Source organism: Nocardia sp. Marseille-Q1738, from assembly GCF_965283145.1.
The window spans coordinates 136,322-162,900 of sequence record NZ_CBDIMS010000003.1; the positions used below are offsets into that span (position 1 = coordinate 136,322).

Below are 26,579 nucleotides of genomic sequence, written 5' to 3' on the forward strand. Positions count from 1 at the left end.
TGGACCGTGGTTTACCACGCGTGGTAAGAGGAATGACGTGTCCCGTACATTCGCTCGTCGCCGAGCCGTCACTGCCGGCTTCCGATCCGGCCGCAGCATGCGAGTCCTGTGACGGTCGCCCGTGTGGTGAACCGGTTACGACGACCGGGTGCGCTCGTCGTCGCGGGCGCACCGCCGCGCGAGAAGGACAGTGGCTACCGGCACGACCTGGACGGGCTGCGCGGGGTGGCGATCGCGCTGGTGGTGGCGTTCCACGTCTGGTTCGGCCGGGTTTCGGGCGGGGTGGACGTCTTCCTCGTCCTGTCCGGGTTCTTCTTCACCGGCTCGCTGCTGCGCGGCGCGGAATCCACCGGCGCGGTCCTGGTCCTGCGCACCGCGCGCAGGCTTGCCCGCAGGTTGCTACCGGCCCTGGTGACCGTGCTCGCCGCGGTCGTCGCGGCGACGATTCTGCTACGGCCGTTCACCCAGTGGGGCGAGATCGCCGCGCAAACGCTGGCGTCGCTGCTGTACTACCAGAACTGGTATCTGGCGCTGTCCTGGTCGGACTACCTGGCCGCCGATCCGTCCGTGAGCCCGCTGCAACATTTGTGGTCGATGGCGGTGCAGACGCAGTTCTACCTGGCCGCCTTGCTCGGTGTCGCGCTCGCGGCGCGGCTGTGCAGGCGTTTCGCGGGTCCTGCCGCGCTGCGGCCGGTTCTGGCGATCGTCCTCGCGGCGGGCGCGGTGGCCTCCTTCGTCTACGCGGCGCACGGCACCGCGGTGCACCAGGGCTGGAACTACTACGACAGTTTCGCGCGGACCTGGGAGCTGCTGGCCGGGGCACTGCTGGCGGTCGCGGCGCCATGGCTGTCGCCCCCGCGGCTGGTGCGCGTGGCCGCGGCCGTGCTCGGCGCGGTCGGGGTGTTGACCTGCGGTTGGCTGATCGATGGCGCCGACCGGTTTCCCGGTCCGGCGGCGCTGGTTCCGGTGGGCGCCGCAGTGGCGCTGATCGTGGCGGGCAGCAACCTGCCCGCCGGCGCGCGGCCGCTGCCCAACCGTCTGCTCGGCGCGCCCGGCGCCGTGCGGCTCGGCGCACTCGCCTACGCGCTGTATCTGTGGCACTGGCCGATCCTCATCTGCGTTCTCGCGCGGACCGGAACCGCCACCGTGGGACTCGTCGGCGGACTCGGCGTCATCGCGGCGTCGCTGCTGCTCGCCTCCCTGACGAACAGATTCGTCGAGGAGCCGCTGCGGAGGCGGTCGGCCGACCGGACACCCGCTCGCACCAGCCGAACCGGCCGGCTCGTCGCCGCGCTCGGCCTCACCGTGCTCACGGTCTCGGTGAGTGAACAGGTGGTGACTCGGATAAATCCGCCAGAGGCGGTGGGCCTTCTCGACCCGATGCACTATCCCGGTGCGGAAGCGCTGGTCAATGGAGCGAGCGCGCCCCCAGTGCGGATGCGTCCGACCGTATACGAAGCTCCAGCGGACCTCGCCTACCCGGCACGCGACGGGTGCATCGCCGACTGGGACACCCGCGACGTCATCACCTGTACCTACGGAGACGCGGACGCACACCGCACCGTGGCGGTGGTGGGCAGCTCACACGCCGAACACTGGGTGCCCGCCCTGGACGTGCTGGCCCGCAAGCACGGCTTCCGCGTCGAGGTCTACCTGAAGATGGGCTGCCCGCTGACCGTGGCGGCGGAACCGAGGTACAAGGGCGAAGCCATCCCGGACTGCCGCGACTGGTCCGCCGAGGTGATCGACCGCTTGGGGGCCGACCGGCCGCAGTGGGTGTTCACCACCGCTACCCGCCCACGCGACGGTGTCGGCGATGAAACCCCGACGGACTATCCGGACGTGTGGTCGCAATTGGCCGAGCGGGGGCTCAACGTGCTGGCCATTCGCGACACTCCGTGGCTACGCCGCGACGGCGTGCGGTATCGGGCGATCGATTGCCTCGCGCAGCAGGGCGACCGGATCAGCTGCGGCATGCCACGCACGGCGGCGCTGGACGAGGTCAATCCGGCCCTGGAGTTCGCCGCCTCGTTCCCCAACGTATTCCCGTTGGACCTGTCCGACGCGGTCTGCGCGCGCGAGGTGTGCGCGGTCGCCGAAGGCAACATCTTGATCTATCACGACGAGCACCACCTCACGGCCAGCTACTCGCGGTCACTCGCTCCGGAGCTCGGCAGGCAATTGTCGCCGATCCTCGGCTGGTGGTGATGCGGACGGTCAGTTCAGCCGCAGCATGTCCGGCCACGCCTGCGACCATGGCGTGTGCGGTTGCGCGCAGCGCCAGATGGTGACATTGCGAGTGACGCCGGGGAATCCGAGCCGGGCGTCGACGCGTCCGATCGAGGTCACCTCGGCACAGTGCGCGCGCACATCCGCCTCGGTGCCGCCCACCCACAGCACCGTGGTCGCGTCGTCCGGTGGGGTGCCGAAGTAGCCGAAACCGCGGTTCGGGCTGTAGACGGCGGGCAGGCCGTAGGCCGTGCGGTGGACATCCAGAGCGCTTGCCTGCCAATACGAATCGGCGACCACCACGGCCGACGCCCGTTCCGGTTCGGGCAGCGCCCGGTAGGCGGCCGCCGTCTCCGCCGCGAGTTCCGACCAGCCGAAACGCCCGTAGACCGCGATCTCCAAGCCCGCCTGGGCCTGGGTGTCCACCGGCTCGATCTCGGACTCCGGGCGCAAGGGCAGCGAGAACACCACCAGTGCGGTGGACAGCGCGACGAGCACGACGGCGACGATCCCGCGCGTGCGGCCCCAGTTCTGCGTCCAGCGCACCGCGCCCACGGCGAGCAGCACTCCGTAACAGCCCGCGGCGTAGTACGGGCGTCCGTTGGTCGCCACGAAGATCACGATCAACACCAGCGGCAACAGCCCGAGAAATCGATAAGTGCGCCAGGATTCGGCTCGAAACAGCGTCCACACCGCATAGACCAGCAACAGGCCGCCGAGCAATCCCGCCGACGCGAGCGCCAGCGGCAACCAGACATAGCGGCCGCCGATGGTGGCCTGTTCCGCGGCGACCACTCCCCCGAGACGTAGCTGCGGCCACCCGTGCGCCGCCTGCCAGATCAGGCTGGGCACCGTGGTCAGCGCGACGATCCCCGCGCCCCACCACAGGGCCGGCCGGCGCAGCAGCTCACGCGGTCCGTAGACCGCCACACCGATCGCGATCGCGATCCAGAAGAACGGAATCAGCCACTTGACCTGCATGTCCACCGCGGTGACCACTGCCGCCGCCAGCAGCAGGCCGTCGCGGCGGGTACGGACCCAGCGGATCACCAGCCAGCTGACCACCACCCACAACGCCGTGTCGATCGTGTTGGTGGCCAGCTGGTCGCCCTGCACCAGCAGAAAGGGCGAGGTAGCGTACGCCGCGGCGGCCAGCACCTGCGCGGAGCGGGTGCCGCCGAACTCCCGGGCGATCTGGGCCGTCACCACCACGGCGGCCACGGTGATCAGCACGGCCGGAAGCCGCAACGCCATCAGCGAATCCGGGGCGAGCAGATCCATCACCCGGGCGATCGCGGGCACCAGCGGCCCCTGGTCGGCGTAGCTGACTGCGAGCCTGCGTCCGGCGGCGACGAAATACAGCTCGTCGCCGAAGAATCCGTACCGTCCGATCGAGACCAGCAGCGCCAGCGCGGCAAGCGCCGACACCGCGCCGACACCGCCGAGCGCGAAAGGCGGCAGCGGCTTCCCCGAATCCGTCCGGCTCCGTTCGGCCTCCAATACCTCCGTCATCAGTGCCCGCCTTTTCGCGTCGCAATGTCGAACAACGTGCATAGATGCGCCGAGTACGCGGCAAGCGCGAAATCCGGCTCGCGGACCGCGCGTCCGGCAGCGCCATCAATGGCGTCACGAATCGACTTGGCCATCAGCAGGGGATCGAACTCCCCGAAATCGCCCGCGCGCTGACCTTCGCTGAGGATGTCGACAAGCGGCACGATGATGTCGCGTTCCCCATCGGCGGACGCGAACCTCGGATTGCCGTCCGCGTCACGCAGATTCGTCACGACGTCGACGAGCGCGGCCACGTACGTGGTGTTCGCGGCGATGAAGCCCAGATTCGATTCGAGGTAGGCCAACAGCTGGGCGCGCGCGCCGACGGCCGCCCCCACCCGGGGTGCGATGTATTCCGCCGCCGACACGTACAGCTGGACCACCAGCTGCGTCATCAGATCGTCTTTCCCCGCGAAGTGGTAGGAGATGACGCCCTTGGAAATTCCGGCGTGCTCGGCGATCCGCGCCAGCGACGCGTTGCTGTACCCGACCTGGGAGATCACCTCGACCGCCGCGGCAATGATCTGCCGACGCCGTGCCTCTTCGATGAACGACCTTCGCTGGCCGCCCGGCTCATTTTCTGGCCGCATGGTCAAATATTAGCACGATCGGTCAGATCACCTGGTCCTCAAACGAACGAAAGGGCCGCGCCTCCAATGGAGACGCGGCCCTTCGTGGTCCGGCGAACCTTACAGGTACTGACCGGTGTTCGACTCGGTGTCGATCGCCCGGCTGGCGCTGGCGTTCTTGCCGGTGACCAGCGTGCGGATGTAGACGATCCGCTCGCCCTTCTTGCCCGAGATGCGTGCCCAGTCATCGGGATTCGTGGTGTTGGGCAGGTCCTCGTTCTCGGAGAACTCGTCCACGATCGAATCGTAGAGATGCTGGATGCGCAGGCCGGGGCTGCCGGTGTCGAGCACCGCCTTGATGGCGTACTTCTTGGAGCGGTCCACGATGTTCTGGATCATGGCGCCGGAGTTGAAGTCCTTGAAGTACAGGACCTCCTTGTCACCGTTGGCGTAGGTGACCTCCAGGAAGCGGTTGTCCTCGCTCTCGGCGTACATCCGGTCGACGACCCGCTCGATCATCGCGGCGATGCACAGCGCCTTGTCGCCGCCGAACTCCGCCAGATCGTCGTCGTGCAGCGGCAGGTCCTCGGTGAGGTACTTCGAGAAGATGTCCTGCGCGGACTCCGCGTCCGGACGCTCGATCTTGATCTTCACGTCCAGGCGGCCCGGCCGCAGAATGGCCGGATCGATCATGTCCTCGCGGTTGGAGGCGCCGATCACGATGACGTTCTCCAGGCCCTCGACGCCGTCGATCTCCGACAGCAGCTGCGGCACCACCGTGGTCTCCACGTCCGAGGAGACGCCGGAACCACGGGTGCGGAAGATCGAGTCCATCTCGTCGAAGAACACGATCACCGGAGTGCCCTCGGACGCCTTCTCCCGAGCGCGCTGGAAGATGATCCGGATGTGCCGCTCGGTCTCGCCGACGAACTTGTTCAGCAGCTCGGGGCCCTTGATGTTGAGGAAGAACGACTTGGCTTCCTTGGCATCCTCACCGCGCGCCTCGGCGATCTTCTTGGCCAGCGAGTTCGCCACCGCCTTGGCGATGAGCGTCTTACCGCAGCCGGGCGGACCGTAGAGCAGCACACCCTTCGGCGGACGCAGCGCGTACTCCCGGAAGAGATCCTTGTGCAGGAACGGCAGCTCCACCGCATCGCGGATCTGCTCGATCTGCCTGCCCAGACCGCCGATGTCGCTGTAGTCGACGTCCGGGACCTCTTCCAGCACGAGATCCTCGACCTCGGCCTTGGGGATGCGCTCGAAGGCGAACCCGGCCTTGGTGTCGACCAGGAGCGAGTCACCGGGCCGCAGCTTGCGGATGGGGGAATCGGGGTCTTCCAGGTCGTCGAGCTCGGCGATGTTGGCCAGCGGACCGGCCAGCCACACCACGCGCTCCTCGTCGGCATGTCCGACGACAAGGGCGCGACGCCCGTCGTCGAGGATCTCCCGTAGGGTTCCGATCTCGCCGACCGCGTCGTAGTGCCCGGCCTCGACGACCGTGAGCGCCTCGTTGAGGCGGACGGTCTGGCCGTACTCGAGCGTCGAGGTCTCGATATTCGGCGAACACGTCAACCGCATCTTGCGACCCGAAGTGAACACGTCGACCGTCTGATCGTCGTACACACCGATCAGAATGCCGTATCCGCTCGGCGGCTGACCCAGCCGATCGACCTCCTCACGCAGCGCGACCAACTGCTGGCGCGCTTCCTTGAGTGTGTCCATCAGCTTCGTGTTGCGAATGGTCAGCGAATCGATGCGGGCTTCCAATTCCCGTGTGCGATCCGGCGAGTCGGCGAGTTGCCTTCGGAGTGCAGCCGCCTCGGCGCGTACTGCCTCGAGTTCTCTCCAGGCCGCCGAATCCGAATTCTCGATGGGGCTCATGTGCTGCTCCTCCCAGTCCCGGTCTATCAACGCTACCGGGCGCGACCCATTCTCGCTTTCCGACATGGTTTCTTCGTGATCACATCTGGGCCGCGATCGGCCGCAGGACCACCATGTTAGCCTGCCCTAACCCGACCATGGCGAGCCTGCTCGCCCATCATGCCGAAAGGTTGCCGACCATGCTCCTTCCCGCCAGAACTCTGCGCGTTTCCGTTGTCACCGCCGCGGCGGCGCTGGCCATTTCCTGCGGTCTGGCTGCTTGTGGCTCCGACGAGGACTCCGCCACCACGACCACCTCGGCGGCAGCCAACCCAACGTCGAATACCCAGAGTCACGGCGACCATGCGGCGGGCGCACCGACGGCCGAGACGCTGCAGGCGGTACTGGTCAAGCTCGCCGACCCCACCGTGCCCACGGCCGAGAAGGCGAAGCTGATCGTGAACGGCGAGCAGCGCACGGCGAACATCGACAAGATGAACGCGGGCCTGCAGGGCTACACGCTCACCTTCGCGGTCGCCGACATCACCGCCCAGGGCAGCACCGCCAATGCGCAGGTGACCATCACCTCCCCCCACGGCTCCGCACCTGCCGTGCCGCTGACCTGGGAAAACGTCGGTGGCACCTGGAAGCTGTCGGACGCGAGCGGCTGCCTGCTGCTCGGCTTCGCTCAGGCGCCCTGCGTCCCGGCCTGAGCCGAGCGCTCCCAGCGGCGGGCGACCCGCCCTCGCCCGCCCCGCGGCGCTCACCCCTTCGAGGGCCTGCGCTGCGGCTTGGGGGTGACGGTGCCCTCGGCCAGCCTGCGGGCGCTGACGAGGAAGGCGGTGTGGCCTTGCATGCGATGTTCCGGACGCACGGCGAGGCCGACCACATGCCACGGCCGCACAAGTGACTCCCAGGAGCGGGGCTCGGTCCAGCACTCCTGCTCGCGCAGCGCCTCCACCACCTTCGACAGCTGGGTGACGGTGGCCACGTAGACGATCAGCACGCCGCCCGGCACCAGCGCCTTGGACACCGCGGGCAGCGCGTCCCATGGCGCGAGCATGTCCAGCACCGCGCGGTCGACCGGCTCCCCGGCGTAGTCGGCCACGTCGCCGACCGTCAGCGACCAGTTAGCCGGGCGTTCGCCGAAGAACGTCTCCACATTGCGGACGGCATGTTCGGCGTGGTCGGCGCGAATCTCGTAGGAGATCACCTCTCCCTGCGGACCCACCGCGCGCAACAGCGAGCAGGTGAGCGCGCCCGAACCCGCACCGGCCTCGAGCACGCGAGCGCCGGGGAACATGTCGCCCTCGTGCACGATCTGCGCGGCGTCCTTCGGGTAGATCACCGCGGCGCCGCGCGGCATGGACAGCACGTAGTCGATCAGCAGCGGACGCAGCGCCAGATACGGCGTGCCGTTGGTGGAGTGCACCACACTGCCCTCGTCGGCGCCGATCAGGCTATCGTGCTTGATGCCGCCGCGATGGGTGTGGAACTCTTTGCCCGGCTCCAGGACCACCGTGTACAGGCGCCCTTTGGCATCGGTCAGCTGCACCCGGTCACCGACGCTGAATGGCCCGGTCCGTCTGGCCGTCATGAATCTCCGTTCCCCTGTTCGAATCCGTGCTGTCGCGCACCGGCGTGTCGGTGCCGCGGGATAGCCTGCCAGGTATGTGCTCGCCCGTGTCCACGCCCCCTGCCGACGACGCGCAGGCGTCCGAGCCCGACGCGACGGCGAGCCGGGTCAGGCCCGCGCTGTCGCCTTCCCGGGCAATGGATTTCAAGCAGTGCCCGCTGAAGTACCGGTTCCGTGCGATCGATCGAATCCCGGAGCCGCCGTCGCGGCACGCGGTGCGCGGCACGGTGGTGCACGCGGTGCTGGAGGACCTCTACGGGCTGCCCGCGGCCGAGCGCCTGCCCGAGCGGGCCGACGCGCTGGTGCCCGCGGCGTGGGCGCGGGTGCGCACCGAGCAGCCCGAGGTCGCCGAGCTGATCGTCGACGAGGAGCTCGACGCGTTCCTCGACGAGGTGCGCGCGCTGGTGGGGCGCTACTACCGCCTGGAGGATCCCACCCGGTTCGATCCGGAATCGCGCGAGGCGCGCGTGGAGGTCGAACTCGACGACGGCGCGCTGCTGCGCGGGTTCGTCGACCGGATCGACGTCGCGCCGAGCGGTGCGCTGCGCGTCGTGGACTACAAGACCGGCCGGTCGCCGGGGCCATTGCAGGAGACCAAGGCGCTGTTCCAGCTCAAGTTCTACGCGCTGGTGGTGCTGCGCACCCGCGGCTTGGTGCCCGCCCAGCTGCGGTTGATCTACTTGGCCGACGAACAGATCCTCACCTACACCCCCGATGAGCAGGAGTTGCTGCGCTTCGAGCGCACGCTGTCGGCCCTGTGGGCGGCCATCCTGGAGGCGGGCCGCACCGGGGATTTCCAGCCGAACACCAGCTGGCTGTGTTCCTACTGCGACTACAAGCCGCTCTGCCCGGAATTCGGCGGCACGCCCCCGCCCTATCCCGGCTGGCCGACCGGCGGCGTGGCCGAATCACCGGACGAGACCCTCGCCGAGGCGGTGTCCGACTGAACGCCCGCATGTAGCCACGTGGGTCCGATGCTGGTGCCGTGCGCATCGAGGCAGTCGCGGCCGCGCGTACCGCCCGGCAAGCCGCGGCGTCGTGACTCCCGCGCCGCGGACAGAATGCCCTGCCGTCGCTTCCGACCGGTACGAACAGGAGTGCCCGGCCGAACCGCGGAGTCGACCAGCATCGCCGATACGGTTCGGCGACTATCCTCTCGCGCACGCCCCGGCACAGGCCCGGGTACGGGTCTTCCGGCGCCGTACCCGGACTAGGCGGCGCTTGCGCTCAGACAGTGAAGTCGCGGAACAGCAGGACCGAAAGCCCAAGGCCGACAGCCAGATTCACGACAGCCGCCGAACCGAACACCACGATCGGCCGCCAGCCCGCCTCCCGCAATCCGCGCAGCGAGAACTCCAGGCCGATCGAGACGAACGCGAGGATCAGGAACCAGGTACGCAGATCGTTGACGATCGCGATGTGCGCCGCGCCCGACTTCTTGTCCGCGGCCTGCAGATACAGCGTGCCGATGATCGAGGCGGCGACGAAGCCGAGCACGAACTTCGGGAACCGCTCCCAGAACTGGCGCGCCGACGGCCGCACCGCACCCGGTGATCGCTCGACACGCAGCGCGAAGTACGCGGTCAACGCGATCGCGACGACGCCGATCAGCGCGTTCTGCGTGGTCTTGACGATGGTGGCGATCTGCAGCGCCTTCTCCCCCGCGATGGCGCCGGATGCCGCCACCGCCGCCGTGGTGTCGATATTGCCGCCGATCCACGCGCCCGCCACCGCGTCCGACAGCCCGAACACCTCTGCCAGCCAGGGCAGCAGGAAGATCGACGGAAGCGCAAAGAGAATCACCAGCGAGGCGGCGTAGGCGATCTGCTCGCGGCGCGCCTGCACCGCACCCGCGGCCGCGATGGCCGCGCTGACGCCGCAGATCGACACCGCCGAGGACAGCAGCGCGCGCAGCTTGTCGTCCAAGCCGAGCCGTCCGCCCAGCCACCAGGTGAAGCCGAATACCGCCGTGATCAGCAGCAGCGCCTGCAGGATCGACGGACCCGCGGCGGTGACCAGGATCTTCAGATTGATCGACGCGCCGAGCAGCACCACGCCGGTCTTGATGAAGAACTCGGTCCGGAAGCCCGCCGAAAGCCGGTCTCGCAGGGCGAGTTTGGTGAGTATGACGTTGCCTGTCAATCCAATCGTGATGGCATACACCGGGTATTCGATCGATTTGGCGACCCGCTTGAAGGGGGTGTCCGTCGCCCACTGCGGGACGTGGGTGTCGAAGTAGCGGGTGAGCGCGCCGAGCACGAACACGACGGCGACACCCGCCACGATGGCTCCCGCGGTGGGCCGGGCGACCGCCTGTACCGCCTCGGTCTCCGACGACGGCACCTCGGATCGCACGGTGCCGGATACCTTGTCCGTCAAGGCTTTCGGTTCGTTCGCCGCTCCGGCGCCGGTCTCGGCCATCACGGCACCAGCCAGTCCGGGATCACGCCGGACAGGACCAGCGCGATCAGAACCAGGCCGACGATCGCGGCCAGCCAGTCCTCGTTCCAAGTGAATGTGCTGCCCGAGCGTTCCTCGGGTGATGGCTGTGACACGGGGTGCTCCTTGCGTTCCTCATCGAGAGGCCGCACGGTAGCAACACCCGGTCACAGCGCACACCGGTTGCGCTCAGCGTGAATGAATCACGCGAACCGGACGATCCGGCGTTCAGAATGCGCGGCAGGAGCGAATGTCGGTGGCCAGGATGGCTTTCGCGCCCAGGTCGGCCAGCTTGTCCATCAGCTCGTTGCTCTGTTTGCGAGGAACGAGCGCGCGCACCGCGACCCAGCCGGTGTCGGCCAGTGGAGCCACGGTCGGCGACTCCAGGCCGGGCGTGATGACGAACGCCTGGTCGAGCAGGTCCTTGGGGCAGTCGTAGTCCAGCATCACGTACTGCTGGGCGAAGACCACGCCCTGGACGCGGGCGACGAGCTGGTTGCGCGCCCGGTCGCTCTGGTCGGCGTCCTTGCGTTCGACGAGCACGCCCTCGGAATCGCACAGCGATTCCCCGAACGCGGCCAGGTTGTGCTGGCGCAGAGTGCGCCCGGAGCCGACCACGTCGGCGATGGCGTCGGCGACGCCGAGCTGGATGGAGATCTCCACCGCACCGTCCAAGCGGATCACCTCGGCCTCGATGCCGCGGCGGCGCAGATCGCTCAGCACCAGGTTCGGGTAGGAGGTCGCGATGCGCTTGTCGTAGAGGTCCTCGACCTTCCACTCCCGTCCGGCGGGGGCGGCGTAGCGGAAGGTGGAGCGGCCGAAGCCGAGGGCGAGCCGTTCCTGCACGGGTGCGCCGGAATCCAGGGCGAGGTCACGCCCGGTGATGCCGAGATCGAGTTCGCCGGAACCGACGTAGATCGCGATGTCCTTGGGCCGTAGGAAGAAGAACTCGACCTGGTTGGCCGGGTCGAGCACGGTCAGGTCACGCGAGTCGGTGCGCTTGCGGTATCCCGCCTCGGCGAGGATCGAGACGGCGGATTCGGACAGGGCGCCTTTGTTGGGGACTGCGACGCGCAGCATGGGGAGTCCTTTCGGGAGGAGAAACCAGGTATGAGACGGCCGTCACAGATGTCGGTACACGTCTTCCAGCTTCAGCCCGCGACCCACCATCAGCACCTGCACCCAGTACAGCAGCTGGGAAATCTCCTCGGCGAGCGACTCGTCGCTCTCGTGTTCGGCGGCCAGCCACACCTCACCGGCCTCCTCGAGCACCTTCTTACCCTGGGTGTGTACGCCTGCGTCCAGCGCCGCGACGGTTCCGGACCCCTCGGGGCGGTTGACCGCACGATCCTGCAGCTCGGCGAACAGGGATTCGAAGTTCTTCACGATGAGCCATTGTTTCAGACCCGGATGCGGGCCTGTTGCTCCGGCCCACGATGGCCGCGAACGGCCACCGCCCGGCTCCCCGCACGCTCGCGGTGCGCAAGAGCCGGACGGGAGGCGACTAGTTTCCGGAGAGCAGCGCCGTCAGATCCGCCACCGCCGTGCGCAGGTGGTCGGCGAAGGCGTACATCTGGTCGGCGACCGGCGTGGGCGTGGCGAGGTAGATATTCCAGCGGTCCGGGAGCAGGACGTAGGCGACGCCGATGCACCGCGAGCTGGTGGAGCCGAAACCGAAGTAGCGGATGTTCACCGACGGCGCCGAGCTGGTGCTCAGGTAGTCGTCCCGCATGATGGTCCAGCCGGGGCTGTCGTAGAGCGGGATCGGATCGGTGACGCCCAGTTCCGCACCGCGGCGGCGCTGGATCCATTGCAGCTCCCACAGGTGCTGCTCGGGCGCGTCTCCCGCCTGGCACTGCTTGGCCCGCTCCACGTGCGCGGCCGCCGCCGCGCGTGCCGCGGCGAGCTTCGCCTCGGCGTCGGCGGACGGGTCCTGCATCGTGTCCACGAAGGCGACCATCTCCGGGGTGACCACCCGCATGGCCTCGGTGCGGCCGTTGCGGTACTGCCTGGTCGCGATGGACTCGTACGTGGCGCCGGTGAGTCCCTTGCTGCGCCGATGGGCGAGCTGGTAGCTCAGCTGCGCGAAAGCGTCCGGTGAGATGCCCAGCTGTTTGGCGCGGGTCGTGCCGAAATCCGCGAACGACACCGTCTGGGTGGCATTCTCGGCGGCATAGTCGGCGAAGTCGGCGCCCGCCGCGGCGATATCGGCGCGCTGCTCCGCGTCGAGGACGAACTCGATCGGCTCGACCGGGGGCAGTCCTTGCGCCTGCGCGCCGGAGCGGGTGGCGTGTTCCTGGACCGAGGTTTCCAGCAGGGCGTCGACGAACGAGAGGATGGTGGTGCCGTCCAGCCCGCAGTGCTCGACGTTGATACCCGCCTGCCCGTCGCCGAAGACGATGAACGACACCGACTTGTCGAACCACCGGTTCGCGCTGTCCCCGTGCAGCAGCTGATCACAGGCGTGCAGTTCGTCACGCGGAGCGAAGTCCTCGAGACAAATGGCGAACAGCGCGGTCTCGATGGTGTCCAGCGCCGCGACGTTCGCGGGCTCGGCCAGCAGCCGCTGCCTGCTCGCCGCCCATTCCGCGCGTGCCTTGGTCGTCAGCTGTCCCACGGCGGAGTCGGTGCGGGCCGGGCGCGCGCCCGCCTTCAGCACCGCGCGCAGCCCGTCGGCGAGATCCTCCGGCGAGTAGGGCGCGCCGTCCGGACCGATCACGTCCATCCGGAACATGCTGCCGCGGAAGAACACCGCGATGTGCCGGGCCTCGGAGTGGCCCGGCCACTCGTCGCTGTAGGGGACCCGCACCGAGTCCTGCTCGGCGCCGGGAATCCTGGTCTCGGAGAACAGGTACTTGTTCTGCCACATCGACAGCTGCTGCCCGCGCTGGGTCACCGGCGGGATGGCCTCCTGGTCGAGGGCCAGCTTGTAGTCGACCGCGGCGGAGATGATGCCGGCGGCACGATCCACCTGAGTCGCGGCCGTTGAGGTGGCCAACGGCGTATCGTCCCGGAACAGGAAGAAGAAGTTCGCGTTCAGCGCGATCCGGTCCCGCCGGCCCAGATAGCGCGACGGCCAGAACAGATCCAGCCAGCTGCCCACCCCGGGTGTGGCGTCGTACTCCGCGAGCGCCGCGTGCAGGACGCGGCCGGGCCCGTCGGCGCGCAGCAGGTCGTCGACCGCGGCGCGGGTGGCGGCGAGTTCGTCGGTGGTCAGCAGCGGCTCGCACCACTGCAGGAACCGGCCGCAGCTGTCCTCCAGCGTCGGCAGGGGCACCCGGGGTAGGTGATCGTCGGCGGCGAACGTGCGTTCGGTCAATGCGGATCCTCGGTGTCGGCGTGTTGTTTCGGCAGCGGCCTGGACACGTACAGGGTGGCATACAGCCATCCCTGGTCTTCCCGGCCGGTGGTGTCGATCCCATTGGCGGACAGGGTGTTCAGCACTTGCGCCCGCTCGGCCTCGGAGGCGAACCTGCGCTGCTCGTACAGCCCCGGCGCCTGTTCGGTCCGGTAACCGAGCGCGGCGAGTTCCGCCGCGATCGGAGCGAAGTCGAACATGCGCAACACGAAGTGTGCCATCCACGGCCGCCTGCGCGGGTGTGCCGTGGCCACGCGCGTCAGGGTCTTTTCGGTGACATATCCGACGCAGCCGGTGGAGACGACCAAGTCGGCGGTGGCCAGTAGCGCGCGCTGCTCGTCGGTCGGCTCGCCGGACTCCAGGTCGGCGTGCACCACGTCGTGCACCAGCCCGGCCTCGTGCGCGTACTCGAGCGCGGGACGGGCGGCGTCCATGCCGAGGAAGCGGACGTCGGCCGGTCCGGCGCCCGCCGCCAACCGGGCTCGGTCACGCCGGATCAGACCGGCTCGGTCGGAGCCGGTATCGGCGTAGTGCTCGGCCAGATCACGCATGGTCGTGTCGAAGCGCAGCAGCGCGGCGTTCACGCCATAGGAGCAGCCGATGTCCAGCACCGTCGGTGTGGTGACCCGGGCGGAGGCGCGATACTCCCGGATCTGCTGCTGGAAGAACGGCTTGGCCAGTTCCGGAATGCGGTAGTCCAGATCGGACATGCGCGCGTAGTACGCGCGTGGATCGGGGCGGTCATAGATGTCGTCGAAAGACGCTTTCCCGGTGGTGTGTAACGGCACTGGCACTGTCGGTCCTCTCGGGTCGAGCTCGGTCAGTCGAGCCGTTCGGCTCAGTCGAGCAGTCGATCGCCCCGGACAGCGTCGGCCGCGGCGGCTAGGTGGTCGGGTAACACGCGGCCGAAGAGCTGCCGAGTACGCTCCACCGTGCCGACCATTCCGGGGCGATCGGTGTAGGCGAAGATGGCCGAATGGCGCTGGCGCGTACCGCTGACGGGTGAGACGCGGTGCAACGAGAAACGACCGCGGAACAATTGCAGGTCGCCCGGGCGCAAATCCAGCCGCTGGACGAAACGCTCACCGGAGCCGGTCAGCACCGCGCGCACGTGATCGAGGTGCTCCGCCTCGGGCGTGCGGATGTTGGGGCAGTATTCGAAGACGCCACCGCTCTCCGCCGACTGGGTCAGCATGGAGACGGTGAATTCGTTGGTGTCGAAATGCCAGGGATGCGACATGCCCGGCGCGACGACGTTGAGGCACAGTCCCGCGAGGGGATCGGCGAACTCGTGCAGCTCGGACAGGCCGAAGCAGTCGGCGACGAACTGCTGGAACAGCTCGTCGGTGTAGAGTTGGTGGATCAGCGCGTCGGCGGGGATGCGGTCGCGCGGCACGAAGGCATTGCCGCGCTCCAGCACGATCCGGCCCGGATGGTCCTGCGGCAGTTCGGCATCCAGCGGAATGTTGTACGCGTTGACCCGCTCGACCTCGTAGTACGCGTGCGGGGCCATCTGCTCTCCCTGCGCCCGCAGGGTGTCGGCCAGCTCCGGCCGGATGAAACCGCGCAGTACGGTGCAACCACTGTCGGCCAGGTCCGCGCGGGCGCGACGCACCACGGCACGCAGAGCGGGGCCGTCCGGAGCCGCAAGAGGAAACCGTGCGGTATCTACGATCTCGTCGAGTACGCCCAACGCTGCCATGGCGTCATTTTGGTGCAGCGCCCGCCGACACGCCCGAGATTCGGCGAGATTGCCGGTGATCACGGTCACACGTATGATCTGCACTCACTCCCGTTGCGGCACAGTAACTCTCGGTGGATCGAGATCGACTCGGTCGCTCGGGCGATCGCCGGAGCGGTTCAAACGCGCAGGCGCAGTAGCTTTTCGAGGTCGCCGACGGTCAGACCGACCAGTGAATCGCGGAATACTCTCCCTCGCGCTTGCGGCACCGGAATCTCGCACGGAACCACCAGCACCGCGCAGCCGGCGGCCTGCGCGGCGCGCGCACCGGTAGGAGAATCCTCCACCGCCACACAGTGGCTCGGGTCCAGGCCGAGCAGCTCGGCGGCGCGCAGGTAGACATCCGGTTCCGGCTTGCCGTGCGCCACCTCGTCGCCGCAGACCGAGACATCGAAGAAGTCGCGACCGAGGGTGTCGAGCCCGAATTCGGTGAGCGACCGCTTGGTATTGGTGACCAGCGCGCTGGGCAGACCGGCCGCGCGAACCATGGCCAGCGCGTCCTTCGCACCGGGCCGCCACGGGATGGGGCCGGTCATCAACTCGGTCACCCGCCGTTCCAGGAACTCCCCCGCCGCTCGCAGCGAGGCCGGGGTCGGCTCGATGCCCAGGCCGGTGAACATGATCCGCAAGGCGTTCGGGCCGGACGCGCCGATCAGCGCGTGCCGGATCGCGTCGGTCATCTCGTGGCCGTGCTCGCGCGCCAGTTCGCGCACCGCGATATCCCAGAGCTTTTCCGAATCGAGCAGCGTGCCGTCCATGTCCCAGAGCACTCCGGCCAGTCGCGCTGTCACGTGCGGTGTATCTCCTCTGTCAGGTGCCCGATGCGGCGATCTGCAGCTTGGCACTGTCCCCGACGACCTCGATCCATCGGTTCTCGGAGGTCGTCGTGCCGTTCTTCAGGGTATAGGTCAGCGCGACCACCGCCCGATTCGCACCGTTCTGCGTGACCGAGCCCACGCGCACCGCACGGATCGTGCCCCAGAAGTTCACGTAGGAGTCGTAGCCGGTCTGTGCCTGGTAGCCGGGCGACAGCTGGGTCCAGGCGCCGGACACGTTGCCGGGCAGCATGCCGTAGTAGCCCTGGATGAAGGAGGCGATCCGGTCCGGCGTCGGCGGGCCGGACTGGGTGGTCGTCGCGGTCGCGGTCGGGCCGGTCGTGGTCGGCGTGGCGGGCGGCGTCGTGGGCTGGGCCGCGGGAGTCGGCGTGGGTGAGGCGGAACTCGGTCCGGGGTCGGTGTCGCCGGGGGTGTAGTGGCAGGGGCGGCGGGGCGGCGCGGCCGCTGAGGTAGTAGCCGGCGCGGGCCCGGACGTGGGCACCGATGCGGGTCCGGACGTGGGCGCGGCGGTGGCGGGCCCCGGAGCTTGTGCCGGGCCTTGCGCCGGGGCCTGTTGCGGGACCGGCCCGGCCGCATCGCCCGGCGGTGGCGAATTCTCGGCGGCCACACCAGGAGGCACGACTGCCGATGTCGGTGTGGCGCCATCGCCGTCGCGGTCCCCGGCGCTCACCGTCGCGACGATTCCAACCAGGATCAGTACCCCTACTACCGCCGCGGCGGCTATGGCGAGCATCCGGCCGCGGTTGGACCCGATCAGAACGCCCGGCAACGTCGCGGCCATGCGACCTTGCCACGGGATGGGAGGGCGCTGGGCGGCGACCGGCTGCGGCGCGGGCGGACCCATGACCGCGCCGGGCACGACCGCGGTCGCGCCGTTGTCGCTCGACTTCTCGGCCGACGCGGTCACGGTCCGTTGCGGCAGAACCGTCGTCGCGGCCGCGCCCGGTGCGGGCATCACCGTGGTCACCGGTGCGGGCAACTCCGGATTCCGGCCGGCGGCAACGGCTTCCAGCGCTTCCTTCGCCTCGTGCATGGTCGGCCGGGCATCGATGGTCGGAGCGAGCAAGCGCATCAGCACCGGAGCGAGCGGGCCCGCGGACTCCGGCGGCGGGATTTCGGCCCTGGCCACCGCGTGCAGCAGGGCGAGCGGGTTGTCGCCCTCGCCGAACGGCGGGCTGCCCTGCACCGCCGCGTACAGCGTGGAACCGAGAGCGAAGACGTCGGAGGCCGGTTCCGGATTCTCCCCGCGCGCCACCTCCGGCGCCAGGTAGGCGGGTGTCCCGGCGAGAAAGCCGGTGGCCGTGACCGTCACGTCGCCGACCGCGCGGGAGATGCCGAAATCGGTGATCTTCACCGTGCCGTCGTCGGCGACCAGGAGGTTGGCCGGTTTGACGTCGCGGTGCATGATGCCGGCGTCGTGGGCGGCGGCCAGAGCGCTCGCGGCCTGTGCGCCGATCTTGGCGACCTCCACCGCGGGCAGGGTCCGATTGCCCGACAGCTTGGCCGCCAGGCTCGGCGCGTCCAGATACTCCATGACCAGCCAGGGCTGGCCGTCTTCCTCGGCGACGTCGAAGACGGTGATGGCGTTCGGATGGTGCAGGCGCGCCGCGATCCGGCCCTCGCGCATGGCGCGCAGCTTCGCCTCGAGCGCCGCCGACCCGGACAGTCCCGGACCGAGCAGCAACTGCTTGACCGCCACGGTGCGCTGCAGTCGCACGTCGGTGGCTCGCCAGACCACGCCCATGGCGCCGGTGCCGATCGGATCCGTGAGCCGGTATCGTCCCGCGATCAATCGATCCGCCGTCATCGTGGTGTGCCTCTCCTACTTACGCGCCGAGCCGTTCCACACTCCGCGCGCAAGCCCCGGAGAAATCTCCGAAACACATACGCGCCGAGGGTGTTTTGCACCACCGAGCAGGGACGCGAACGCATCCGCCGACTGCTCCGGATGCAGTTACAACGCCTTCGACAATGGCACATCCATCCGACAGACATCCACCTGCCCGCGCCGGTATGGGCGATCGCCCAGGTCAACACCGCGCGCCCGCGGCCGGCGACGCGCCGTCCGGATGCGCGGATCCGCGCCGGACACGACATCCGAGCAGGTAGCAAAGGCCCTTGGCGCGGCGGCGCCCCATCCGAGGATAGGCGCGCCGTGTCGTGAACGGTGATCACCAACCGCTGGCATTCGTTCGAAGCACATTGCCCGCGCGGCGAGTTCGCTATGGACACCACGACGACCGATCGGCCCGGCCGTTCGACATCCGCGCATCCACTTCCCGCGCGACAGCAGACCAATCGGTCTTCTTACCGAGAGAGCCGAGCAGTGGATCGAAACAGCCGAGCGGATACGGCGCACCGAGCCGCCCGGTTTCGAAGTGCCTGCCCGAAGCCGATCCGGTTCGTCCGCCGAGAAGGCACGCGGCAGGCCAGGTTCGACAATCCGTTCAGGCGTTGAAGTACTTCGCCTCCGGGTGCAGGAGGACGAAGGCGTCGGTGGATTGTTCCGGATGCAGTTGCAACTCTTCGGACAGTACGACGCCGATGCGGTCGGCCTCGAGCAAGTCGACCAGCTTGGCGCGGTCCTCCAGGTCGGGGCAGGCGCCGTAGCCGAAGGAGTAGCGGGCACCGCGGTAGCCGAGTTTGAAGTACTCCAGCACGTCGGCCGGGTCGGAGTCGGCGACCGCGTGGCCTTCGAGGACGAGTTCCTCGCGGACGCGGCGGTGCCAGTACTCGGCGAGCGCCTCGGTGAGCTGGACGCCGATGCCGTGCACCTCGAGATAGTCGCGGTAGCTGTCGCCCGCGAACAGCTCGTTGGCGAAGTCGGCGATCGGTTGGCCCATGGTGACCAGCTGGAACGGCAGGACGTCCACCTGGCCGGTCTCCCTGGCGTAGGCGCGCGACCGGATGAAGTCGGCGATGCACAGGAAACGGTCGCGCTGCTGGCGCGGGAAGGTGAAGCGATACCGTTCCGGCGCATCGGGTTCCGGTTCGGTGAGCACGATGACCTCGTCGCCTTCGGACACCGCGGGGAAGTACCCGTACACCACCGCGGCATGCTGCAACACGCCCTCGGTGCTCAGCCGGTCCAGCCAGGCGCGCAGGCGCGGCCTGCCCTCGGTCTCCACCAGCTCTTCGTAGCTGGGCCCGTCGCCGCCGCGCTGCCCGCGCAGGCCCCACTGCCCGAGGAACAGCGCCCGCTCGTCGAGCAAGCCCGAGTATTCATGCAGCGCGAGACCTTTCACCACGCGCGTGCCCCAGAACGGCGGCACGGGCACCGGCAGGTCCGCCGCGACATCGGAGCGCTCGGGCACCACGACGGGCACCTCCACCGCCCTGCGTTCCGCGGCGATTCGCTGGGACCGCTCGTGCCGCGCCTTGCGCTCGGCGGCTTTCTCCCGCTCGGCGATGGCCTCCGGACTGTCCGGGTCGGGCCCGCCGCCGCGCTTTCGGGTCATGATGTCGTCCATCAGCCGCAGGCCCTCGAACGCGTCGCGCGCGTAGTGCACGTCGCCCTCGTACACCTCGGTGAGGTCGTTCTCCACATAGGAGCGGGTGAGCGCCGCACCGCCGAGCAGCACGGGGAACTGCTCCGCCACGCCTTTGGCGTTGAGTTCCTCGAGGTTTTCCTTCATCACCACGGTCGACTTCACCAGCAGGCCGGACATGCCGATGACGTCGGCCTTCTTGTCCACCGCCGCGTCGAGGATGGTGGAGATCGGCTGCTTGATGCCGAGGTTGACCACCTCGTAGCCGTTGTTGGACAGGATGATGTCGACCAGGTTCTTGCCGATGTCGTGCACGTCGCCCTTGACGGTGGCCAGCACGATCCGACCCTTGCCGCTGTCGTCGGTCGCCTCCATGTGCGGTTCCAGATACGCCACGGCGGCCTTCATCACCTCGGCGGACTGCAGCACGAACGGCAGCTGCATCTGGCCGGAGCCGAACAGCTCGCCGACCGTCTTCATCCCCGCCAGCAGGGTCTCGTTGATGATCTGCAGCGGCGGCACCTCGGTCATGGCCGCGTCCAGATCGGCCTCCATTCCCGCCCGCTCGCCGTCGACGATCCGCCGCTCCAGCCGCTCGAACAGCGGCAGCGCGGCCAGTTCCTCGGCCCGCGACGCCTTCGACGACGACGTGGACACGCCCTCGAACAGCGCCATCAGCTTCTGCAGCGGGTCGTAGTCCTCGGCGCGGCGGTCGTACACCAGATCCAGGGCGGCCTGGCGCTGTTCGTCCGGAATCCGGCTGATCGGCAGGATCTTCGACGCGTGCACGATCGCGGAATCCAAACCGGCCTCGACGCATTCGTGCATGAAGACCGAGTTGAGCACCTGCCGGGCCGCCGGGTTGAGACCGAAGGAGATGTTGGACAGACCCAGCGTGGTCTGCACCCGCGGGTGGCGGCGTTTGAGCTCGCGGATGGCCTCGATGGTCTCCAGGCCGTCGCGGCGCGACTCCTCCTGGCCGGTGCCGAGGGTGAAGGTGAGCGTGTCGATGATGATGTCGCTCTCCGACAGGCCCCAGTTGCCGGTGATGTCGGCGATCAGCCGCTCGGCGATCTCCACCTTCTTCGCCGCGGTGCGGGCCTGGCCCTCCTCGTCGATGGTCAGCGCGACCACCGCGGCGCCGTGCTCGGCGACCAGCCGCATGGTCTGCTGAAAGCGCGAGTCGGGGCCGTCGCCGTCCTCATAGTTCACCGAGTTCACCGCGCAGCGCCCGCCGAGATGTTCCAGCCCGGCCTGCAACACCGGAGCCTCGGTGGAATCGAGCATGATCGGCAGGGTCGAGGCGGTGGCGAGCCGGCCGGCCAGCTCCGCCATGTCCAGAGTGCCGTCGCGGCCCACGTAGTCGACGCACAGGTCGAGCATGTGGGCCCCGTCCCGGGTCTGGTCCTTGGCGATGTCCAGGCACTTCTGCCAATCCCCGGCCAGCATGGCATCCCGGAATGCCTTGGAGCCGTTGGCGTTGGTGCGCTCGCCGATCATGAGGACCGAGGCGTCCTGCTCGAACGGCACCGCGGTGTACATGCTGGACACGCTCGGCTCGTGCACCGGGTCGCGGCGCTCGGCGATCGGCGGCAACGCCGCCTCGACCTCGCGCACCGCGGCGGTCACCTGACGGATGTGTTCGGGGGTGGTGCCGCAGCAGCCGCCGACCAGCGCGAGCCCGAATTCCGTGACGAACCCGCGCAGCGCTACCGCCAGCTCTTCGGGGGTGAGCGGGTACACCGCGCCGTTGGCTCCGAGCACCGGGAGTCCGGCGTTCGGCATCACCGAGACCGGCACCTTCGCGTGCCGGGACAAATGGCGCAGGTGCTCGCTCATCTCGTCCGGGCCGGTGGCGCAGTTCAGGCCGATCAGGTCTATGCCGAGCGGCTCGAGCGCCGTGAGCGCGGCGCCGATCTCACTGCCGACCAGCATGGTGCCGGTGGTCTCCACCGTGACGTGCGTGATGATCGGGATCCGGCGGCCGAGCTTCGTCATCGCCCGCTTGCTGCCGGTCACCGCCGCCTTCACTTGCAGCAGGTCCTGGCAGGTCTCGATGAGGATGGCGTCGGCGCCGCCGTGCAGCATGCCGAGTGCGGCCTCGGCGTAGGCATCGCGCAGTGCGGCGAAGGCGGCATGGCCCAGCGTCGGCAGCTTGGTGCCCGGCCCCATCGAACCGAGCACATACCGCGGCGTACCGTCGGAGGACGGGCCCATCTCGTCGGCGACCTCGCGGGCCAGCCGGGTACCGCGCTCGGACAGGTCGCGGATCCGGTCGGCGATGTCGTAGTCGGCGAGGTTGGATAGATTGCATCCGAAAGTGTTGGTCTCGACCGCGTCGGCGCCCGCCTCGAAGTACGCGCGGTGGATGGTGCGCAGCACGTCGGGCCGGGTTTCGTTGAGGATCTCGTTACAGCCCTCCAGCCCGCGGAAATCGTCCAGGGTCAGATCGGCGGCTTGCAGCATCGTGCCCATCGCACCGTCGCCGATGACGACACGGCGGCGCAGCGTGTCGAGGAGCGTGGTGTCGAACTCGGCGGGGATGGACGCAGACATGCGCTCCAGCGTAGTGGGCGGGCCGGACAATCCAGGCCACCACGTAGAAGCTCGGTGTCCTGCGCCACACCCTCATGCCGCTGCCGGACATTACTGGGGCGCGCTGTACGACACTGTTCATGCCGCCGCGAGACACTACTGGGGCGCGCTGTACGACACCATTGATGCCGCCGCCGGACATTACTGGGTCGCGCTGTACGACACGCTCATGCCGCCGCCTTGTCCGTCCCAGCCGCGGGGAACATATCACCCGATCCCACCGGCATACGGCACGCCATGTCGACCGACGCCGTAGGCTGACCGAGTGAACGCCAGTGAAACTCCCGATCCGGAACTGCCGACGTTGCGGGATCCAGTACTGGTCGCCGCCTTCGAGGGCTGGAACGACGCCGGGGACGCCGCCAGCGGCGCCGTCGAGCATCTGGAACTGATCTGGGACGCCGAACCGTTGGCCGAACTCGACTCCGAGGACTACTACGACTATCAGGTCAACCGCCCGACGGTACGCCAGGTGGACGGTGTGACGAGGGAAATCCAGTGGCCGTCGACGATGCTGTCGGTCTGCTCGCCGCCGGGCAGCGATCGTGACGTGGTGCTGCTGCGCGGCATCGAACCGAACATGCGCTGGCGCAGCTTCTGCGGCGACCTGCTGGAGTTCATCGAACAGCTCGGGGTGCAGACCGTCGTCATTCTGGGCGCACTGCTCGCCGACACACCGCACACCAGGCCGGTGCCGGTGACCGGCTCGGCCTACAGCAAGGAGGCGGCCGAGCGGTTCAACCTGGAGCAGACCCGCTACGAGGGCCCGACCGGGATCACCGGTGTGCTGCAGGATCAGTGTGTGAAGGCGGGGGTGCCCGCGGTGTCGTTCTGGGCCGCCGTTCCGCACTACGTCTCCCAGCCGCCGAACCCGAAGGCGACCATCGCGCTGCTGCACCGGGTGGAGGACGTGCTCGACATCGAGGTCCCGCTGGGCGAGCTGCCCAAACAGGCCGAGGACTGGGAAACCGCGGTGAACGAGATGACCGTGGGCGATGACGAGATCAGCGAGTACGTGCGTTCGCTGGAGGAGCGCGGCGACGCCGCGGCCGACGTGAACGAGGCGATGGCCAAGATCGACGGTGACGCCATCGCGGCGGAATTCGAAAAGTACCTGCGTAGGCGGGGCCCGGGCAGCTTCGGGCTCTGAGCTCCCGGTCCGCGGCGGCCTCGGTTCGCGCGGCCGCTCGGCCAATTCACCAGAAGTTCGCCAGGGGGCCGCCTTCGGACCGGAAAGCGGCCGCCTCCTACACTCTCGCCGGTGACCGTGCACCCGATCGTCGCGCATCTGCGCAGCTTCGACGACCGGATCGCCGTCCACTGCCCCGACCCGGATGCGGCGAACGACATCGCGGCGGAGCCGATGCCCGAAGCCGCGCAGCGGGTCACGTACGCTCGGCTGGCCGCGCTCGTCGAGGACTACGCGACCGAGCTCGGGTCGTCCCGCCGCCTCGTCGCGCTCGCCGCGCGCAACGACCTCGCCTCACTCGTGGCGTACCTCGGCGCGCTCAGCGCCGGATGCGTGGTGCTGTTGACCGGAGAGATCACCGCGGAGTTGCGGGCCACCTACGATCCGGACATCGTCATCGAGGCCGGCCGTGCCGACGTGGTCCGGGAGAACTCCGCGCATCGCCTGCACCCGGATCTCGCGTTGCTGCTGAGCACGTCGGGTTCCACCGGGTCCCCGAAGCTGGTCCGGCTCTCGTCGACGAACCTGCGGGCCAACGCCGCCGCGATCGCCGAGTACCTGGTGATCGGCCCGGACGACTGCGCGGCCACCACGCTGCCGATGTACTACTGCTACGGGCTCTCGGTGGTGCACAGTCATCTGTTACGCGGCGCGAGCGTGCTCCTCAGCGACCGGTCGGTATTGGACGCGCAGTTCTGGCACGCGTTCCGGGACTGCCGCGCAACATCATTCGCCGCCGTCCCTTACACCATCGACCTGCTCGACCGCATCGGTTTCGCCCGTATGACGCTGCCGCACCTGCGCTATGTCACCCAGGCGGGCGGCAGGCTCGCGCCGGATCGGGTACGCGAGTACGCCGCGCTCGGCCGGCGATCCGGCTGGGATTTCGTCGTCATGTACGGCCAGACCGAGGCGACCGCCCGGATGGCCTATCTGCCCGCCCACCTGGCGACCGAGCATCCCGACTGCATCGGGATCCCGATCCCCGGCGGCGAATTCACCCTCGAACCGATCGAGGAGGACGCCGAGGGGCCAGGTGAGCTGGTCTATCACGGCCCCAACGTGATGATGGGCTACGCCCGATCCGCCGAGGAACTCGCCCTCGGCCGCACCATCGGCGCGCTGCGCACCGGTGACCTGGCCCGCCGCACCCCGGAGGGGCTCTATCAGGTGGTCGGCAGGCGCAGCCGGTTCGCCAAGATATTCGGCCTCCGCATCGATCTGGAGCGCCTCGAACGCGGCCTCGCCGATGCCGGATTCACGTCATGCTGCACCGATGACGACGCGCATTTGATCGTCGCGGTCGAGACCCCTCGGTCGGATCCCACCGAAATCGCGGCACGACTGGCCGGATTGCCCGCCGCGGCGGTCCGGATCCTTCCGGTCGAGCGGATACCGCGGTTACCCAGCGGCAAACCCGACTACCCGGCTATCCGGCGACTGGCCGAACCCGCGCCGCAAATGCGTGACGTGCGCGCCCTGTACGCCGCGACGCTCGGCATCGACCCCACGCGGATCCGGCCGAACCACACGTTCGTCGATCTCGGCGGCAACTCGCTGACCTATGTGACCACCGCGGCCCGGTTGGAGCGCATGCTCGGCCACCTGCCCACCGACTGGCCGAACACGTCCGTGTCCGACCTGGAACGGATTCCGGAGAGCCGCAGGCGCTTCGGACGTGCGCTGGATACCGGAACGCTGCTGCGCGCCGTCGGCATCGTGCTGATCGTGGGGTCGCACGCGGGCGTGTTCGTGCTGTGGGGTGCGGCGCACGTGCTGCTCGGCGTCGCGGGATTCAACTTCGCCCGTTTCGCGGTGACCGCGGCACCGCGCGCCGAGCGGCTGCGCCACACGCTACGCACCGTGGCGTCGATCGCGGTCCCGACCGCGGCCTGGGTCGCGCTCACCCTGGCGTGCGGCGATTACTACGGCTGGCAGAACGTGCTGCTGCTGAACAAGATTCTCGGACCCAGCGACAGCCCGACCGCCGGGCACCTGTGGTTTCTCGAGGTGCTCGTCTACTTCATGCTCGCCGCCGCGCTGCTGATCCGGATCCCCTGGGTGGACCGCCTGCAACGGGCCGACCCGTTCTGGTTCGCGATGACGCTCGTCGCGGTGAGTCTCGTATTCCGATACCAGGCGTTCGGTCTGTATCCGGCGAAGGATGTTCCGTTCTCCCCGCTGGCGGTGTGGCTCTTCGCGCTCGGCTGGGCGGCGGCGAAGGCGAGTTCGGTGTGGCAGCGGGTCACGGTCAGTGCCGTCGTACTGGTCACGGTGCCCGGATATTTCGGCGTTCCCGATCGGGAAAAGCTGGTCATGGCGGGTTTGCTCGCGTTGGTATGGGTGGCCGCGATCCGGGTTCCCGCCATCGTCGCCGCCTGCGCCGCCGTGCTGGCCGATAGCTCGCTGTTCGCCTATCTGCTGCACTGGCAGGTGTATCCACTGTTCGGTCGGTACCACCTGATGGCGCTGCTCGGGTCTCTCGCGGCGGGTGTGGCCGCGGCCAAGATGGTGGCGATACTGCGGCGATGGGGATCGAGGAGATTTCGGGCAATCCGGTCGAGCCGGTCAGCTCTCGACGGTCCAGACCCGAGCCGCCGCCTCCTGGGCGAGCTTCGCGATCAGGATGTCGCGCGGAATGGTCTGGCCGGCAAAGTGATCGAGTGAGGGAACCACCACGTGGTGCGCGTCGGCGCGCTTGAGTTCCGCGGTCAGCTCCGCCAGAGCCGTCCCGTCACCTCCGGTCGATTCATGGAACGTTGCGGCGAAGCAGAGTCCTTCTTCGCGAGCGAGGCTGCTCATCGCTGCCTCCAGCTCTTTGCTGTGGCCATCGGCCAGATCGTCACGCAAGTATCCATAGATCAACGCTTCCACCCGAACCTCCGTTGGATTGGGATCGCTGTTCTTTGAAGTGGATCCACCCGTTTTACGGGGTTGCTGCGCTTCATGCAAGAGCAGATGTACTTGCAGTTGCTCTGGTAAGGATGCCTGGCAAACTTTCCGCGTCGATGTCCAGCATGCACCATGCGGCAACGCGAATGGAGCTGTCAACCCCATGACATCTGTCTGCCCTATCGGGGCCACCAAA

The 26,579-nt window shown here is 68.6% G+C and carries 20 protein-coding genes; 5 read left to right on the forward strand and 15 right to left on the reverse strand.

Annotated features, from left to right (window positions below; all coding sequences use genetic code 11):
* Positions 1–108: 108 nt before the first annotated feature.
* Positions 109–2,208 carry an acyltransferase family protein gene (locus ACWPXK_RS14135; RefSeq protein WP_454196571.1) on the forward strand — a complete coding sequence of 700 codons (2,100 nt, stop codon included), beginning with the start codon at positions 109–111 and terminating at the stop codon, positions 2,206–2,208.
* A gap of 9 nt (positions 2,209–2,217) precedes the next feature.
* On the opposite strand, the gene ACWPXK_RS14140 is transcribed toward ACWPXK_RS14135, so the two are convergent.
* The 3 genes from ACWPXK_RS14140 to arc form a co-directional block, all read right to left on the reverse strand.
* On the reverse strand, positions 2,218–3,741 hold the full coding sequence (locus tag ACWPXK_RS14140; RefSeq protein WP_454196572.1) for an ArnT family glycosyltransferase: 1,524 nt from the start codon (positions 3,739–3,741) through the stop codon (positions 2,218–2,220).
* Positions 3,741–4,370: a TetR/AcrR family transcriptional regulator gene (locus ACWPXK_RS14145; protein WP_454196573.1), complete on the reverse strand. Its 630-nt coding sequence runs from the start codon at positions 4,368–4,370 to the stop codon at positions 3,741–3,743. The genes ACWPXK_RS14140 and ACWPXK_RS14145 overlap by 1 nt, the downstream gene beginning before the upstream one ends.
* Positions 4,371–4,469: 99 nt before the next feature.
* Positions 4,470–6,230: a proteasome ATPase gene (arc, locus tag ACWPXK_RS14150; RefSeq protein WP_454196574.1), complete on the reverse strand. Its 1,761-nt coding sequence runs from the start codon at positions 6,228–6,230 to the stop codon at positions 4,470–4,472.
* Between the two features lie 137 nt (positions 6,231–6,367).
* Here arc and ACWPXK_RS14155 point away from each other — a divergent pair, with 137 nt between their 5' ends.
* Entirely contained in the window at positions 6,368–6,922 is a 555-nt protein-coding gene (locus ACWPXK_RS14155) for a hypothetical protein (protein WP_454196575.1), read from the forward strand.
* Positions 6,923–6,972: 50 nt separating this feature from the next.
* On the opposite strand, the gene ACWPXK_RS14160 is transcribed toward ACWPXK_RS14155, so the two are convergent.
* Positions 6,973–7,806, reverse strand: a complete 834-nt coding sequence (locus ACWPXK_RS14160; protein WP_454196576.1) for a tRNA (adenine-N1)-methyltransferase — start codon at positions 7,804–7,806, stop codon at positions 6,973–6,975.
* A gap of 176 nt (positions 7,807–7,982) precedes the next feature.
* Between ACWPXK_RS14160 and ACWPXK_RS14165 the strand changes: the two genes are divergently transcribed.
* Positions 7,983–8,792, forward strand: coding sequence for a RecB family exonuclease (locus tag ACWPXK_RS14165; protein ID WP_454197037.1), 810 nt, complete (start codon positions 7,983–7,985; stop codon positions 8,790–8,792).
* Between the two features lie 280 nt (positions 8,793–9,072).
* Here the strand turns inward: ACWPXK_RS14165 and ACWPXK_RS14170 are convergent, their stop codons facing one another.
* The 10 genes from ACWPXK_RS14170 to metH all read right to left on the reverse strand — a co-directional run bounded on the left by ACWPXK_RS14170 (position 9,073) and on the right by metH (position 22,263).
* Positions 9,073–10,266: a YeiH family protein gene (locus ACWPXK_RS14170; protein WP_454196577.1), complete on the reverse strand. Its 1,194-nt coding sequence runs from the start codon at positions 10,264–10,266 to the stop codon at positions 9,073–9,075.
* Positions 10,266–10,400, reverse strand: coding sequence for a hypothetical protein (locus ACWPXK_RS14175; protein ID WP_454196578.1), 135 nt, complete (start codon positions 10,398–10,400; stop codon positions 10,266–10,268). The genes ACWPXK_RS14170 and ACWPXK_RS14175 overlap by 1 nt, the downstream gene beginning before the upstream one ends.
* A 112-nt stretch (positions 10,401–10,512) precedes the next feature.
* Positions 10,513–11,364, reverse strand: coding sequence for an ATP phosphoribosyltransferase (hisG, locus tag ACWPXK_RS14180; RefSeq protein WP_454196579.1), 852 nt, complete (start codon positions 11,362–11,364; stop codon positions 10,513–10,515).
* A 42-nt stretch (positions 11,365–11,406) separates the two neighbouring features.
* A complete protein-coding gene (locus tag ACWPXK_RS14185) occupies positions 11,407–11,688 on the reverse strand; it encodes a phosphoribosyl-ATP diphosphatase (protein ID WP_174315390.1) in 282 nt (93 codons plus the stop codon).
* Positions 11,689–11,788: 100 nt separating this feature from the next.
* Positions 11,789–13,603, reverse strand: coding sequence for a choline/carnitine O-acyltransferase (locus ACWPXK_RS14190; RefSeq protein WP_454196580.1), 1,815 nt, complete (start codon positions 13,601–13,603; stop codon positions 11,789–11,791).
* Complete coding sequence (locus tag ACWPXK_RS14195) at positions 13,600–14,436, reverse strand: class I SAM-dependent methyltransferase (protein WP_454196581.1); 837 nt, start codon at positions 14,434–14,436, stop codon at positions 13,600–13,602. The genes ACWPXK_RS14190 and ACWPXK_RS14195 overlap by 4 nt, the downstream gene beginning before the upstream one ends.
* Before the next feature lie 44 nt (positions 14,437–14,480).
* A complete protein-coding gene (locus ACWPXK_RS14200; RefSeq protein WP_454196582.1) occupies positions 14,481–15,344 on the reverse strand; it encodes a HalD/BesD family halogenase in 864 nt (287 codons plus the stop codon).
* Positions 15,345–15,502: 158 nt separating this feature from the next.
* Positions 15,503–16,174 carry an HAD family hydrolase gene (locus ACWPXK_RS14205; RefSeq protein ID WP_454196583.1) on the reverse strand — a complete coding sequence of 224 codons (672 nt, stop codon included), beginning with the start codon at positions 16,172–16,174 and terminating at the stop codon, positions 15,503–15,505.
* A gap of 19 nt (positions 16,175–16,193) precedes the next feature.
* On the reverse strand, positions 16,194–18,026 hold the full coding sequence (locus tag ACWPXK_RS14210; protein WP_454196584.1) for a protein kinase domain-containing protein: 1,833 nt from the start codon (positions 18,024–18,026) through the stop codon (positions 16,194–16,196).
* 640 nt (positions 18,027–18,666) lie between these two features.
* Positions 18,667–22,263, reverse strand: a complete 3,597-nt coding sequence (metH, locus tag ACWPXK_RS14215) for a methionine synthase (RefSeq protein ID WP_454196585.1) — start codon at positions 22,261–22,263, stop codon at positions 18,667–18,669.
* A gap of 304 nt (positions 22,264–22,567) precedes the next feature.
* Between metH and ACWPXK_RS14220 the strand changes: the two genes are divergently transcribed.
* Both ACWPXK_RS14220 and ACWPXK_RS14225 read left to right on the forward strand, forming a co-directional pair.
* Positions 22,568–23,452 carry a PAC2 family protein gene (locus tag ACWPXK_RS14220; RefSeq protein WP_040779604.1) on the forward strand — a complete coding sequence of 295 codons (885 nt, stop codon included), beginning with the start codon at positions 22,568–22,570 and terminating at the stop codon, positions 23,450–23,452.
* Positions 23,453–23,563: 111 nt separating this feature from the next.
* Positions 23,564–26,158 carry an AMP-binding protein gene (locus ACWPXK_RS14225; protein WP_454196586.1) on the forward strand — a complete coding sequence of 865 codons (2,595 nt, stop codon included), beginning with the start codon at positions 23,564–23,566 and terminating at the stop codon, positions 26,156–26,158.
* Here the strand turns inward: ACWPXK_RS14225 and ACWPXK_RS14230 are convergent.
* Entirely contained in the window at positions 26,060–26,548 is a 489-nt protein-coding gene (locus tag ACWPXK_RS14230) for a hypothetical protein (protein WP_454196587.1), read from the reverse strand. The genes ACWPXK_RS14225 and ACWPXK_RS14230 overlap by 99 nt on opposite strands.
* Positions 26,549–26,579: the final 31 nt, after the last annotated feature.